Here is a 14,207-nt window from a genome sequence, read left to right on the forward strand (position 1 = left end):
GGCACAATCGGCATCATGGCGAGATGCGAGTGCGGGGCGCCTGCACCGGCGCTGGAGGGACAGGGTGAGTGGCGAATCGCCAGGGATCTCGATGTGCCGCGAGTCGTCGACCTGTTGACCGGCGAACTCGACTACGCACGTTGCGACGCCGGCTGCCGGTTGAACGTCCGGGCCAGCGTCGTGTTCCAGGACATGGAAGCGGGTCGCGTGTACGTGGCGCCGGGTGATCTCGTCAGTTCCGCTGACATGGCCGCTGGTATACCGGCAGAGGCGTCGGACAGTATCGAGGTCGTCGCGGATGTCGAGGAGCTCCGGCGCGTTGTCGGCGAGCTGGTCGACCGGCGGCTGAGGGTCTTTCTCCCGGTGTTGACCGGTGGGCCGGAGAACATCGGTGACGTGAACTACCTGGGCGAGAACTGGCGGTCGTTCACCGCGCCGGTGATGGCCGCCGTCGGGGTGTCGTTGACTGGTCGAGTGCCGGCGATCAGGTTCGTCGTGGACGGCGCGGGCCGGGAACACTTCGAGGACTTCGTGGCGTCGCGGCAGTCGGGCATCTGGCTCTCGATGCTCATCGACTGGACGAACGGCGAGGGGGTCGGATCGTTTGAGGAAGATCTGGCCGAGTACGTGGACCGCACGACCTACGTCGGTGATCCGCTCCTGTTCGCCGCGCGCCTGGACGAGCTGGAGCACCCGGCGGACGAGGTGCTCAGGAGCATGGACGCGTACCGCCGGGAGGCGTTGCGGGCCAGCCTTCACGCGTTGGTCGGCCAACCGAACCCGCTGGCGGACCGTTGGGCGTACGTCTGGCTCATGTGGGAGCTGGACCTGCGGCTCTCGGGTGGTGGCGGCGTGGCCGAGGTGCCCGGACTGGCGGTGTCGGCGGAGCGACTGCGCAGGACCGTGCCACCGGACAGCGCTCGGTTCGCTGGCGCGATGCTGTTGAACCAGGCGCTGGCGGCCGGCAGGGACGATTCGGTGGCCGGTCCGGACGTCGGGTCGTTCATGACGTGTCTGCAGCAGGCGTTCCACGACGCCGGCTTCGACGAGCAACTCGGGTCGATCTTCGAGGGCACGAGGCTTCTCGACGTACCGATCGAGCAGGTCGCCGACCGCGTCATCGAGGTTGTCGGGATCGAGGTCCCGGACAGGGCAGTCTCCCTCACGACTGCGATGGCGATGGCGGGGGCGCTGGTCGAGGCGGGCCGTGCCGACGATCTGAAGAGGGTCGCGGACGCCATGCGCGTGGCCGTCCCGACGACCGAGGTCGCGGGCGTGTCCCTGTGGTATTACCGGCAGCTCCTCGCCATGCGCAAGCCGACGCGGCTGCTTGAGGAGGTTGGCGAGACGTCGGCACCGGGCGAGGCCGTCCTTCCGCTCCCCGCGCAGGCCGACATGCTCCAGTTGCGCGTCATGGCACTGCGCATGCTCGGCAGGCAGGCTGACGCGCTCACATTGCTGGACTCGGCGCCGCAGGACGTGTTGGACGAGCCGGGCGGCAAGCAGTCCCTGGGCATCGCGCGTGCGCGGTTGGAACGCGAACTCGGCTCCCCCGCAGCGGCGCTGACGCGGCTGGAGGCTCTGCTCGCCGAGGACGACGACCCGCAACCGCCGCTGCACGAGTCGCTCATGGCGACGCTGCTGCGGTTCGGCAGGTACGAGGAGGCCGCCGATCATGGGCGCGCCGCGTACGCCCGTGCCTTGCGGGACAGGATGAGTTGGCCGGCCGGGCGGTACGCGGCGCAGGCGATGTGGTGCCAGGCGCTCGGCGGCAGCGAACCGGACACCGATCTGGTCGATGGCGCACTGGGCGGGGGACAGCTCGCCGACTCCGAGCGGGACTTGTTCGCGGCGACCGCGTTGCTCACCACAGGAGTGGCCGAGTCCGACCCCGGCCGCCGCGAGTTCCTCGACCGCGTCCGGACCGAGTCGGAGCAGGTGCTTGAGCAGGCGCTGGCTGAGCGCGACGTCGCCACTGCGGCGCGCGCGCTCTACGTGGCCGCGCTGTACGACCAGGTGTACCGGCCGGGCGAGGCACTGAACTCCTGGTACCGCATGGTTTCCGTGATGGCCGAGAAGTTCGACCGCGCGGCCACCGACGGTTATCTCTATTCGGCGGCGAACCTCATCACCGCAGGCGAGCTCGCCATGGCGAGAGTCGTGCTGAAGCGCGAACTGGGCGGCACAGCGTGGCATCTCGGTCACGACAGCGGGCTGCGCGCGGGCGCACTGGCGGGCACGCACACCGCACGGGAGATCAGCCTGGTCACCGCGGCGATGTTCGCTGAACCTGGTGCCACGCAGGCGGATCTGCGGCTGGTCGGCGAACTGCGCCGAGGTCTGGCCAGCCGGGCGGCACGGCGCTCGGACGGGGAGTCCGCGTGGCGGCGGGACGGTCTCGACGACGAGGTGGTGGCCGGGATCGCGCCGAGCCACGGCAGCGCTGGGGTACTGGAGTTCGTGAGCGACGGCGCCGAGGTGCGTGCGCTCGTCACCGTGGTCGACTCCACGGGTTCCGTTGCCAGCACGGCGGTTCCGCTACCGGACATCGACCTCGGGCGGTTGGCGACGCGGATGCGGTCGCGGCTGTCGACCTGGCGAGTCGGGCGGCCCGGCGACCCGTTCGGTGTCGCCGAATGGCAGATCTGCCGGACCTGGCTGGACCGGCTGATCGACGACCACCTCACGCCGAACGATCACCTGGTCGTCATCCCGTTCGCCGACTGGCGCCAACTGCCTTGGCACGTGGCCGCCTTCGATCTGGTGACCTGCTCCTACGAGCCGAGCTGGGTGGCGTTGCTGTCCACGGTGGCTGGCGAGCCGTTGCCGGAACGCCTCAGTGAGGGCGTGGTCGCGATCCCGCGCGTGGGCGATCCAACCGAGATCACCGAGGCGATGGCGCGCTACGTGGCCGCCTGCGGGGACGGGGTACGTGTGCTGGACGGCGTCGCGGCCGACCGGGACGCGGTGACTGACCTGTTGGCGAACGTCGACCTCGCCACGCTGCTCACCCACGGGTACACCAGTGCGGCGGAGACCGAGGTGGCGCTGATGCTCGCGGCGGACGGCTCGCTGCCGCTGGCCCACTCGATCGCCGCGGCCAGCGAGCGCGGACGGGGCCACCGGTTCGGGTGGCGCGAGTACGCCGAGTTGACCGAGGCGCCCCAGGCGATCCTGTCCGCGGCGTGCGGCACAGGAGGCGGACACATTGTCGGCCTCGGCGAGCACCTCGGCATCTACAACGTGCTGCGCCAGGTCGGTCTGCGGACGTACGTCGCGCCGCAGTGGGACATCATGGCGGCCGACGTGCTCCCGATCCTCGGCGACATCCGTGCGCGCCTGCTGATGCGGCAGACTGGGCTCGGCGAATGTGTCCGGCAGGCGGTGCGACAGGCGCTCCGCCGCGGCGTCCCGGCGTGGTCCGCCCACGCCCTCATCCTCGAAGGAGACTGGCGATGACCCCATCGCTCGCCGACGAACTCAACACCCGCGCGGTCGACACCGACGGCGTCCACCAGGCGATCCGCTACTACCTCGCAGAACGGCTCGAGGACCTGCCGCCGGAGGAGATGCTGGAACAGATGCACGAGGCCGCGGGCGAGGACCGGGTCGAGGTGGCCCACGCCGACCTCACACGTGATCCCCAACTGTTGGAGAGCGCCGCCCTGGTCGTGCTGTCAGGGGCGTGGGCCGACGAGTCCGAACACGACCGGCTCCGCGCGGTCCTGACCGAGACCAAGGGCAAGCTGCCCGTGATCGAGGTCGGCATCATCGCGGTCGTGGTCATGTACGGCATGTACCTGCTCGCCACGGGCGGCATCAAGAGGTCGGAGAAGACCACCACGCGCAAGCCTGATGGCACGTTCTCGGAAAGGGAGAAAATCGAGTACGCCGACCCGTCCCGCCCGCTCAGCGCGATCGCCAACATCTTCCGACAGAACAACCCGTGATCTCGGACTGCTGACCTCGGTGTGCGCCTATCGGCTCGGTGGTGGGTCGAGGATGAACACGTTCACGACGAGGCGCCGGTCGCCCAGCGGCTCGGCCAGTTCGATCACCGCGTAGTCCGGACCGGGTCCGCAGTACCCGCCGTAGCCGCTGTCGCCGTTCGCGAAGGTGGTGACCGCGATGCGCGGGCCGGGCGTGGACCGGATCTCGACCTCGACCCGGTTCGCGTCCTCGCCGCGGTGCCACACCTGGTCCTGGAAGCACTCGTCGTCGTGCACCGGTATGTACAGGCTCCGTCCCGCGGTGCGTGACTCGCCGGGCAGAGGACCGTCCACCTGTGCGGACGGCACCCGCGGGTACGGGTCGTCCGGTACCGGTTTCGTGCCGGACGAATACGGCAGGCTCAACCGTGTGGTGGGTGCCGGACCCGCCGCCGGGCCGCCGCCGCGTCCGGTCTCGTCGCCCGCGAACACGAAGATCCCGCCGAGCACCGCACCGACGGCGACAACGACACCCGCGACCGCGACCGGAACACGCACCTTGTCCGCCACGCGGCACATGCTGCCAGACACGACAGCGGCCGGACCCGCCCCTCGCACCTCCCGGCACGCGGCACGCGTCAGACCCGTCCATTTCCTTGCATGCGTATGTGCAGGGACAGACCGGTCTTTCCGGCTCCAGCCGGGTACTCGCCGATCGCCAGTCGCATGTAGCCGTTGTGGTTGGGGTATTCCTCCGGGCCCACCTGGACGGAAGACGCTCCGTCCATCAGGTACACGAGCTTCGAGGTGCCGTGACGGCCTTCCTGCCACACGCGGGCTTCCCGGCCGTCCACCTGAACGTGTCCCGGCGTACGGCCGTCGTCGGAGAGCAACGGGGCGACTCGCCGTACCGTGCCCGCGTAGCCCGGGAGCACCGTGGTCACCAGGACGCCGTCCGGGGTGAGTGTGAACGTCTCCTCCACTGTGTTCACCCCGCCGCCGAACTCGCCCTCGTAGCGGACCATGAACGACACCCTGTGCTCGGTGAGGTGGATGGGATGAACGGTGGCACCCCGGGTGAGGTCCGGTGCCAGCTCACCGAAGTGGCGCCACACCCCTGGGCTGGTCTCCCATGCGACGCCGATCCCCGTGGTCGGTGGGGTGTGACTGCCGGCGGGGACGCGGTAGGCGGGGTCCGAGACCAGCGAGTCACTGGTCCCGAGCTGTGGCGAGTGGCCCGCGAAGTGGGCGCGGACGAACCCGGTGGCGTCGTAGTGGTGGTCGGCGGCTGTGTCCAGCTGCACGTACGTGCCGCCTGCGTTGGCGAAGACCTTGTGCAGCTCCTCGATGTGCAGCACGAACCCGCCGACGTCCGCGGGGCAGGGCTGCTCTTCGACGCTCTCCGTGTGCGCCGCGTGCTCATAGGCGATGGACAGCATCGACATCGGAAGGAGGTTGTACTGGGAGTGACTGGAGTAGCCCTCGTAGGCGAAGTTCTCGGCGGGGTCCATCCAGTGCTTGACGATCTGCATTTCGCCGCTGGGACGCACCCACCGGAACATCGACTTGCACGCCAGGTGGGCCGCGCGCTTGAAGTAGGCGGCCAGGTCGACGTCACCGTCAGCCATCGCCCGGGCGGCGAAGACCTCGTACGTCACGCACTGCTGCGCCTCGTTCCACTGGTGGTGCGCCGAACGGCCCCCTGCGGGCAGCTCCCCGGTCGGAGACTGCATGAACAGGCTGACCAGCGAACCCCGGCGCAGCGTCTCGGTGATCTCGTCCTGGTAGGCGCCGGAGTAGCCCCGCGCGATCAGGTCGGCGAGCCAGAGCCGGGGGAAGTGGTCGTAGGCCATGGGGCCTTCGAGGTACAGACCGTACGGGGTGTCGAAGTGCCTGCCCTGGGCGGCGAAACTCGCCTCGACGAAACGGTGGTTCGCAGCGCGCAGCCCCTGCATCTGGAACATCGCCTCACCGCTGGCGGCAACGATGTTCCAGTTGTTCGCACCCATACCCGCGCGGTAGGTCTGAAACGGCTCGAACCGGCCGATGTCGTCGGCCCACCCCTGGGACCGCGTGGCCGGCACGAACGGGGTCAGCAGCCGGATGGAGTGGGCGATCATGGGCGCGAAGAAGTCCTCGTGTGCGCTCGCGGCCCGTCGCTCCGCCAACGTCCACGCCGACCAGTCCAACGCCGATGCCGCCGCTTCCACCAGGTCCGAGCGACCGGAGTAGGCAACCAGTGTCGCCGCGGCATGCGCGAACGCCGGGGTGCTGTACTGGAACTCGCGGTTGAGGTACGGGTCGATGATGGCGCCGGTGGAGTTCTGCCTGCTCTTCCAGAAGTCGACCTCGCCGGCGATGATCCGCAGGTAGTCCGCGCGCTGTACCCCGGTGGCGGTGATGGCGGCGTTCGCGGCACGCGTCCGGTGTCCGGCGAGGAGCGCGGCGGTCGGATCGGGTGAGGTCAGGATCGGCCCCCAGGTGCTGGTTATGGGCGCGTTCACGTACGTGACCCGGGTCGGTTCCGCCGCTGCGGCAGGCGCGAGGGCAACCGCGTTGACCACCCAGTTGTCGACCGGCGAGTCGAACGACAGGTCCAACGACGTCGAGCTGGAAGCAACCACAAGCGTGGCGGTGAGTGTGGCGAACTGCGCCACCGAGGGCCGCAGCACCGGTAACGGGTCCGTGGCGTCCAGTCCCGGCGCCCGCACCCGGATGACGTGGTCGCCGTACGTGAGGTCGCCCGCCAGGACCGTCAACCGGTAGCGCCCGGGAGAGAGGTTTCCGATCCGGAAGACGCGGCCTGCTCGTCCGAAGACGAAGTCCCGCTCGGGCGCCTGCCCGCCCCGGTCGCGCGTGGCGAGCCCAACGGCCGACAGCCAGCCGTGACCGCGCTCGGCCGTGTAGACCTGGATGCCGGCCCGCACGTAGCCTGCCGCCGGGGGAGTGTCTCCGCCGAAGTCGATCCGAACCGAGTCGATGGCCGCCTGTGCTCGCGCAGGTGCCTGCGCCATCCACCCCACGACTGCTCCCGCCATGCCACCCAGTACTGCGCGTCGTCGCATCGGCATACCGTGGATTCCTTCCCGCGGGCCTGGCGGGCCAAGCCGGTTGGTTGTGCTGGTCACGCTGTGATGGCGACGCTAGTATCAAGACAGGCTGGAGGAAAGCGTTTTCCCGCCCCGTGAAACAGGCATCGCCGTGGGGCTGTGCCAGGTACCCGCGTGCCTGCGGTGGGGTGGGCGTCCCCTCAGGCCCTTCGGTTCATCGTGACTTCCGTCGGCAGCCGCTGGGCGTCGGCGATCAGTCGTTCCACGTCGCTGTCCATGGAGACCCACCTCAGTAGGTGGAGCCGGGGTGTCGGTAACCGTGCACGTCACCGCCGGGGCCCTCCGGGAGGATCATCTGCTCGAGCGGAGAACTCGGTTCGGAGTTCGCGGCGTCGGACAGGGCGAGGCGTCCACCGTGGAGTGCGGTCTTGGTGCCGGTGATGATCTGAGGTGCCGCCACCACCGCGCGGGCTCCGAGCGTGACCACTGTGTCGATGATGAAATTGAGTAACGTGTTGACGATGTGATAGGCGTCGTAGACCTGTTCGGCGGCCTGCTTGTAGAGCGGGTAGAGAAAGCCCCGGTAGTACAGTGCTTCCATCTCCACGCCCTGCTTGAACAACTCGAAGTAGACAGACGCGGCGTCGGCGGCGTTACCCGTCCAGTAGTGCTCGGGGGCTGAGCCAGCTTGAGACGTAGTTGACCCACCACTCGACCTCGTGCAGTTTCGGTTCGAGGTCGTCCACGTCGGTGCCGACCTTGTGCACCTCGGTGTCGACCTGGACGGAGTCGCGGAAGATCTCGCCCGGGGTACCGTTCAGAGTGCGTGGGAGGTCGGGACGTTCCCGTCCTGGGTAGGGCGAACCGGAATCCGCCGGTAGGTGGCGTCGAGTTTGGCCTCGTTGGCGTCCTCTGTCTCCTCATGCCTGTCAACACGGTGCGCTCGATGCAACCGGTGTCCGCCCATTGAACCCGCCGTCACACGATCGCTGGTGATGTTTCGGCGCTGGCCGAAAGGTCGGACGGGCAGGCGACGGCGATCGGGGCGCAGAATTCGGTAAGGTCGAGGCGAAACAAACGAAATACCCGCGAATGCCGACCGGTAAATGACCGTGTACGTCATCATAAAAACAGGTGCTCGGCGGTTGCTTGAGGCGCGGTCGTGCGCCGGAAAATGGTGATTTTCGATTGTTGGTGTTCAGGTCCGCGTTGACGATGATTCATCTCCGCTGCTACGATCGGTGGATCGCTGGCAGTGGTGGATTTCGAATTCGCGAAACGTGCGGCCGGTTTCCCTTGTTCTCGGAATGAACTCGCGCTTGCCTCCTCGCGGTCGAGCCACCGCGATGCCCGGCGTGGCAGCTGACGGATCGAGGAGCTTGCGCATGAACCAGATCGCGGGAGCGGTGGTCGTCTCCCTCGACGACGATGCCGCCCTGGACAGGGCTCGGGCCGGCGCGAAGGCCGCCGTGCTCGCGCGGATGCGGCGCGCCGGGTTCCGGGTGCCCGACGGGGTCGTGGTGCTCGCCGACGTACCGCGGAACCGGTTCGGCGGGACGCGGGCCGGGGTGGAACCGCTCGCCGCGGCACTGGACCCCGGGTTGCGGCAGGCCATCGTGAGCGCGGCGGGCACGCTCGCCGGTCCGCTGGCGGTGCGTTCCTCCGGCATCGACGAGGACGGTGCCCAGGCGTCGCACGCGGGTCAGTACGACACGGTGCTCGACGTCCGGGGCGACGACGAGCTGGCGGACGCCGTGTGCGCCTGCTGGGCGTCCGGGTCGTCGGCCGCGGTGCGCGGCTACCGGACCAGTGTGGGTCGCGACGGTGACGCGCCGCTGGCGGTACTGGTGCAGAGCATGGTGCCCGCCGACGCCGCGGGCGTCGCCTTCACCGCGAACCCGATCACCGGGGCGCGGGACGAGATCCTGGTCAGCGCGGTACCCGGGCTCGGCGAGAAGCTGGTGGCCGGCGAGGTGACGCCGGACGAATGGGTGATCCGCGGCGAGCGGGTCGCCAACACCGCCGACCATCACGGCGCGTTGACCGTCGACCAGGTCCGGCGGGTCGCCGTGCTCGCGGAACAGGTCGCCGCCGAGTTCGGTGGGCCCAGCGACCTGGAGTGGGCCATCGCCGACGACGAACTGTTCCTGTTGCAGGTGCGGCCGATCACCGCGCTCGCGGAGCCGGCGCCCGAGCCGGTGCCGCTCCCGGCCGACCCGCCGCCGGGGTTCTGGGTCAAGGAGGCCACCCACGCGCCCACTCCGCTGCTGCCGATGACCCGTGAGCTGGCGGGCGACAACAACGACGCCCTGCGGGCCGTCTTCGCCGAGTTCGGGATACTGCTGGACGGGCTGCGCCTGGAGATCATCGGGGGGTGGCAGTACCGGGGCATCGTGCCGCTGGGCGGGCCGGACCTGCCGGCCCAGATGCGGTCGCGGATCGAGCGCTGCGTCGGCGCCGCACGTGCCGACCACGTCAGCGCCGTGCTCGCGCAGTGGCACGACGAGCAGCGCGACGCGTTCCTCGAACGTGTCGAGCGCCTGCGGTCCGTCGACCTGCCCCGTCTGTCCACAGAGGAGTTGGCGGCTCACCTCACCACGACGAGGGAACTGCACCGGGACGCCAGCCTGGTGCACTTCCGGCTCGTCGGCGCGGTGTCGATCGCGCTCGGTGAGCTGGCGCTGCTGCTCACCGGGGAGCTGGGGTGGCGCGACGACCAGGTCCTCGAGCTGTTCGCCGGGCTGTCCCCGGAAAGCACGAAACCGGCCGAGCAGGTGCGCCACCTCGCGGACCTCGCCGCAGGCCTGGTCGGCGACGCCCGCGACCTCACCTCGCTGCGGGCCCTGCGCGAGTCGAACGCCGCGTTCGCCGCGGCGTTCGAGGACTACCGGCGGGAGTACGGGTGCCGGGCGCTGCACTACGAGCTGTCCGCACCCGCTCTGGGTGAACGGCCCGACCTCATCCTCTCCCTGGTGCGCGACCAGCTCGCGCGCGCCGCGGCGCCCGCACCCGCGGGGTCCGACCCGGCGGCGACCCGCGCGGCCGCCGCCGAGCGGGCGCGGGCGGCCGTCGACCCGGCGACCGCACCGCGGTTCGAGCACCTGCTCGCCCGCGCACAGCGGGCCTACCCGGTGCGGGAGGACAACGAGTACCCGACGGTGAGCGCGCCCTACGCACTGCTGCGCTGGGCCGCGCTGGAGGCGGGCGAGCGCCTGGTCGGGCTGGGCCGCCTCGCCGAGCCGGACCACGTGTTCTTCGCCGAGGTCGGCGAGGTGCGCGCGGCGCTCGTGGACGGCGCCGACCTGCGTGGCCTGGTCGAGCGCCGCCGCGGGGAGCACCGGTGGGCGTTGGGGAACCCGGGACCACCGAGCTACGGGCAGCCGCCGGGGCCACCTCCCTCGCTCGCGGAGCTGCCTGTCGAGGTGCGGGGCGTCATGGGCGCGTTCCAGTGGTCGATGGCGAACGTGTCGGGCGCCCCGGTGGGGGGCAACGAGGCGGGGACGTCCACCCTGCGTGGGTTGCCCGGCGCGCCGGGCACCTACACCGGCACGGCCCGGGTGGTGCGCGACGAGCAGGAGTTCGACAAGATCCAGGCCGGTGACGTGCTCGTCTGCCCGTCGACGTCCCCGGTCTGGTCCGTGGTCTTCCCCAGGGTCGGGGCCTTGGTCACCGACACCGGCGGCGCGCTGTCGCACGCCGCGATCATCGCCAGGGAGTACGGCATCCCGGCGACGCTGGCGACCGGGAACGGCACCGCGACCCTCGTCGACGGGACGACCGTGACCGTGAACGGCACCGCGGGCACCGTCGAGATCCACGCGGAGCCGTGACCGTGGCGTCGAGCCGGGACGTGCGATGACAGCGGACGTCCACGTCCCGCGGGCCGCCCGCAACCGCCGGCGGTGGGGGCTGGTCACGCTGGCCACGGCGCAGCTGATGGCGACGCTGGACTCGACGATCATGGTGATCGCGCTGCCGTCCGCGCAGCGGGACGTCGGGCTCGGCGACGCGAGCAGGCACTGGGTCCTCACCGCCTACGCCCTGACGCTCGGCGGGTTGCTGCTGCTCGGCGGGCGGCTCGGGGACCTGGTCGGCAGGCGCCGGACGCTCCTGGTCGGCGTCGCCGGGTTCGCCGCCGCGTCGGCGCTCGGCGGCGCGGCGCCCAACGCGGCCGTGCTGATCACCGCGCGGGCGCTCCAGGGCGCGTTCGCGGCCGTCCTCGCACCGTCCACGCTGTCGCTGGTCAGCACGATGTTCGTGGAGCCGAGGGCGCGGGCCCGCGCGTTCGCGGTGTTCAGCGTCGTCCTGGTCGCAGGCGGGGCGGTCGGCCTGATCCTCGGCGGCTTCCTGACCAGTCAACTGAGTTGGCGCTGGTGCCTCTACATCAACGTGCCGATCGCGTGCGCGGTCGTCGCCGCGGCCCGGATCGTCGTGCCGCCCACCCCGCCCGCCCGTGGCGTACGTCTGGACCTGGCGGGCACGGTCCTGATCGCGGCCGGCCTGACCGCACTCGTCTACGCACTCGGTGAAGCGGAGCGGCACGGCTGGGACTCCCCGCTCATCCTCGCGCTGCTGGCGGCCGCCGCGGTTCTGCTGGGGGCGTTCGCGTTCCGGCAGACGAGAACACCCCACCCGCTGCTGCCGCCGCGGCTGCTGGCCGACCCGGTGCGCGCCGGGGCCAACCTGGCCGTCGTGGTGTCGCAGTTCGCCATGCTCGGCATGTTCCTGTTCATGACCTACCAGCTGCAGACGGTCCTGCGGTACCCGGCACTCGAGACCGGGTTGGCGTTCCTGCCGTTCGTCGTCGTGAGCTTCCTGGTCTCCACCCAGCTCACCGCCAGGCTGCTGCCCCGCGTGGCACCGCGGTTGTTGATCGCGGGCGGTCTGCTGATGATCGGCGCGGCGCAGCTGCTGCTCACCCGGCTGACCGTCGACAGCTCCTACCTCGGCCTGCTGCTGCCCGTCCTGCTGGTGTTCGGCGCGGGGAGCGGCCTGCTGATGGCTCCGGTGATGAGCAGCGGCACCCGGGTGGCGAACCCGGCCGACGCGGGCGCCGCGTCCGCCCTGATCCGCACCACCCAGCAGGTCGGCGGTGCGGCGGGCGCGGCGCTGCTGAACACCGTCGCGGTCGACCACGCCGCCGCGCACCGGTGGGAGGGCACCCGTGCCGCCGCCGTGCACGGCTACACCGCGGCCAGCGTGCTGGCCGCGGTCGTGGTGCTCGCCGGCGCGGTGTGCGTCGTGCTGCTCCGCCGGACGCGGAGCAGCACGCGGGAGGAGCCGGTCCGGTAGCGCCGGGCGCTACTGTTCCGCCATGCGCTGCCGGAGCCGGCGGGACAGCTCGACCCGTTGCACCTTCAGGGTGGCGGTCCTCGGCAGTTCCGCTCGCGGGATCTGGATCGGGTCGGCCAGCCGGGGGAACTGGGCGACGGCGGAGCGCCAGCGCTCCCGGTCGAGCGGCTGGTCCCCTTCGGTGCAGATCACCGGGACCGGTTCGGCGTCCGGGCCGAGCACCAGCACGAGTTCGACCAACTCGGCCAGCTTGCTCAGCACCACGTCCTCGATCTCGAGGCTGCTGTGCACCCCGCTGATCATGTCCACCTCGCGGTCGAGCATGTGCAGGCAGCCCAACCTCGTGCGGTAGCCGACGTCCCCGGTACGCCACCAGCCGTCGTGCATGTTGGCGTCGTACCGCTCCTGTTCTGCGTGGTAGGCCTTCGCCAGGCCGTCCCACCGGACCTCGATGAACCCGGGATTGGTCTCCGACGGCCGTTTCCCGTCCCGGCTCACCACACGTACCTTCGCGCAGCCCGGCAGGGAGTAGCCGACGCAGCGGCCGTCCGAGCGGTGCGCGGACCTCAGCAGGTACGGCCGTCCGACCGCGGGCCCGACCTCGCTCTGCCCGTAGATCTGGAAGAACAGCGGCGCGCGCCGTCGCGACGACCGGAGCAGCCTGCTGATGGTTCTGGGGTGGATCGCGTCGAACGTGCTGCTGAAGTACTTCACCGACGCGAACGGCAGCCTCGGGTCGTCGGTGAGCCCCTCCCATGCCATGAACGAGTTGGGCAGCGCCTCGATCAGTCCCGGCCGGTGCTGGAGGAAGAAGTCGGCGACGTCGCCGGGATCGGGCTTGTTGACGAGCAGCACCGGCATCCCCTTGGACAGTGCCAGGGCCATCGCCGCGAACATCCGCGAGTGCACGAAGGAGATGTGGATCGCGACGGTCTCCCGGTTCCTGACCAGCGCGAGGAGCCATCGCTGCGGCCGCAGCCGCACGCGCATCGTGCGCGGCGTGTGCACGACGAGCTTGGGCAGTCCGGTGGTGCCGGACGTGTGCGTGATCATCGCGGGCTCGTCCAGCCCGCGGAACACCGGCTCGACCCGGGGACTGCCCGCGAGCCCGGCGAGCGATGTCGTGTCCGGCCGGTCGCCGGACACGAGGATCACCCGCGCGGTGAGCATCCTCAACGGCACGTCCGCCAGCGCGTCGAGCTTCGCCAGGTCGGTCAGCAGGTGTGGCCTGTCCAGCCGGCCGAGCAGGGCGCCGACGGTCGCGCCGTCCAGTGCGGGCGACAGCAGCACCGGGATCGCGCCGATGCGCTCGGCCGCGGACGCGAGCACCCAGACGTCGAAGTTGGCGGTCTTGTGGATCGCGATGTGCTCGCCGGGCCGGACGCCGGCCGCCCACAACCTGCCCGCGAGGCCGGCCACGTGGCCGGCGAGTTCGGCCACGGTCATCCGCCTGCCCGCGCCGGGAAGGGTGTCCAGGTCGTGGTCGAAGACGAGTGGCGTCGCCCCGTTCCTGGCCGTGGCCAGTTCCGGCACCATGCCGAGATAAAGACCGTGCTTCGGGACCGAATTTCGACGGAATATCCCTTTCATTCAAACCAGCTCCTTCATGAGACAGGGAAATTGTGTCCGGATGCCGACGCGGCGTCGTGGTTCAAATCTATCGGCAATTCCTCGAGGGCGGGTCGCGAGTCTCCCGCCGACCGGGACTCGAGTCCCGGTCGGGTCGACCCGAATCGGAAAATGTGCGTTGCCAACAGCGGATGTCCGGTCCGTAGCCGCCCTTGAACTGTCCTCGACCCCGCGTTGCTAGGTTCGGCACCACGAATCCAGAGATTCTCCTCCACGTCGAATTGTTCTCGGATATCGAAAATTGCCGCACAACCCCGCCCGGCAGGACGTGGACGCGCGCGGCGCACCGTTGCTGCTGTTGGAGTCG

General features: G+C 70.3%; 8 protein-coding genes. 4 read left to right on the forward strand and 4 right to left on the reverse strand.

The window, feature by feature from the left end; all coding sequences use genetic code 11:
• Positions 1-93 precede the first annotated feature (93 nt).
• Both ACIBVP_RS00515 and ACIBVP_RS00520 read left to right on the forward strand, forming a co-directional pair.
• On the forward strand, positions 94-3,459 hold the full coding sequence (locus ACIBVP_RS00515; RefSeq protein ID WP_396103782.1) for a CHAT domain-containing protein: 3,366 nt from the start codon (positions 94-96) through the stop codon (positions 3,457-3,459).
• Positions 3,456-3,950: a hypothetical protein gene (locus ACIBVP_RS00520; RefSeq protein ID WP_396103783.1), complete on the forward strand. Its 495-nt coding sequence runs from the start codon at positions 3,456-3,458 to the stop codon at positions 3,948-3,950. Before ACIBVP_RS00515 ends, ACIBVP_RS00520 begins: the two co-directional genes overlap by 4 nt.
• Before the next feature lie 27 nt (positions 3,951-3,977).
• On the opposite strand, the gene ACIBVP_RS00525 is transcribed toward ACIBVP_RS00520, so the two are convergent.
• The 3 genes from ACIBVP_RS00525 to ACIBVP_RS00535 all read right to left on the reverse strand — a co-directional run bounded on the left by ACIBVP_RS00525 (position 3,978) and on the right by ACIBVP_RS00535 (position 7,601).
• Positions 3,978-4,499: a hypothetical protein gene (locus ACIBVP_RS00525; protein WP_396103784.1), complete on the reverse strand. Its 522-nt coding sequence runs from the start codon at positions 4,497-4,499 to the stop codon at positions 3,978-3,980.
• Positions 4,500-4,567: 68 nt separating this feature from the next.
• Complete coding sequence (locus ACIBVP_RS00530) at positions 4,568-6,994, reverse strand: hypothetical protein (RefSeq protein WP_396103785.1); 2,427 nt, start codon at positions 6,992-6,994, stop codon at positions 4,568-4,570.
• A 274-nt stretch (positions 6,995-7,268) separates the two neighbouring features.
• Positions 7,269-7,601: a hypothetical protein gene (locus tag ACIBVP_RS00535; protein WP_396103786.1), complete on the reverse strand. Its 333-nt coding sequence runs from the start codon at positions 7,599-7,601 to the stop codon at positions 7,269-7,271.
• Between the two features lie 763 nt (positions 7,602-8,364).
• Between ACIBVP_RS00535 and ACIBVP_RS00540 the strand changes: the two genes are divergently transcribed.
• Together ACIBVP_RS00540 and ACIBVP_RS00545 are read left to right on the forward strand one after the other, a co-directional pair.
• The gene (locus ACIBVP_RS00540; protein ID WP_396103787.1) at positions 8,365-10,809 is read left to right on the forward strand and encodes a PEP/pyruvate-binding domain-containing protein; all 2,445 of its coding nucleotides are present in this window, start codon (positions 8,365-8,367) and stop codon (positions 10,807-10,809) included.
• A gap of 25 nt (positions 10,810-10,834) precedes the next feature.
• Complete coding sequence (locus ACIBVP_RS00545; RefSeq protein ID WP_396103788.1) at positions 10,835-12,271, forward strand: MFS transporter; 1,437 nt, start codon at positions 10,835-10,837, stop codon at positions 12,269-12,271.
• Positions 12,272-12,280: 9 nt separating this feature from the next.
• Here the strand turns inward: ACIBVP_RS00545 and ACIBVP_RS00550 are convergent, their stop codons facing one another.
• Positions 12,281-13,861: a class I adenylate-forming enzyme family protein gene (locus ACIBVP_RS00550; RefSeq protein WP_396103790.1), complete on the reverse strand. Its 1,581-nt coding sequence runs from the start codon at positions 13,859-13,861 to the stop codon at positions 12,281-12,283.
• Positions 13,862-14,207 lie beyond the last annotated feature (346 nt).

The organism is Actinophytocola sp. NPDC049390, assembly GCF_044466355.1.
Lineage (GTDB): Bacteria > Actinomycetota > Actinomycetes > Mycobacteriales > Pseudonocardiaceae > Actinophytocola.

Excerpts from the sequence above, each read along its gene's own strand:
- ACIBVP_RS00545 (WP_396103788.1), top strand. The coding sequence starts at position 10,835 with ATGACAGCGGACGTCCACGTCCCGCGGGCCGCCCGCAACCGCCGGCGG.
- ACIBVP_RS00540 (WP_396103787.1), top strand. The coding sequence starts at position 8,365 with ATGAACCAGATCGCGGGAGCGGTGGTCGTCTCCCTCGACGACGATGCC.
- ACIBVP_RS00550 (WP_396103790.1), bottom strand. The coding sequence starts at position 13,861 with ATGAAAGGGATATTCCGTCGAAATTCGGTCCCGAAGCACGGTCTTTAT.
- ACIBVP_RS00520 (WP_396103783.1), top strand. The coding sequence starts at position 3,456 with ATGACCCCATCGCTCGCCGACGAACTCAACACCCGCGCGGTCGACACC.
- ACIBVP_RS00530 (WP_396103785.1), bottom strand. The coding sequence starts at position 6,994 with ATGCGACGACGCGCAGTACTGGGTGGCATGGCGGGAGCAGTCGTGGGG.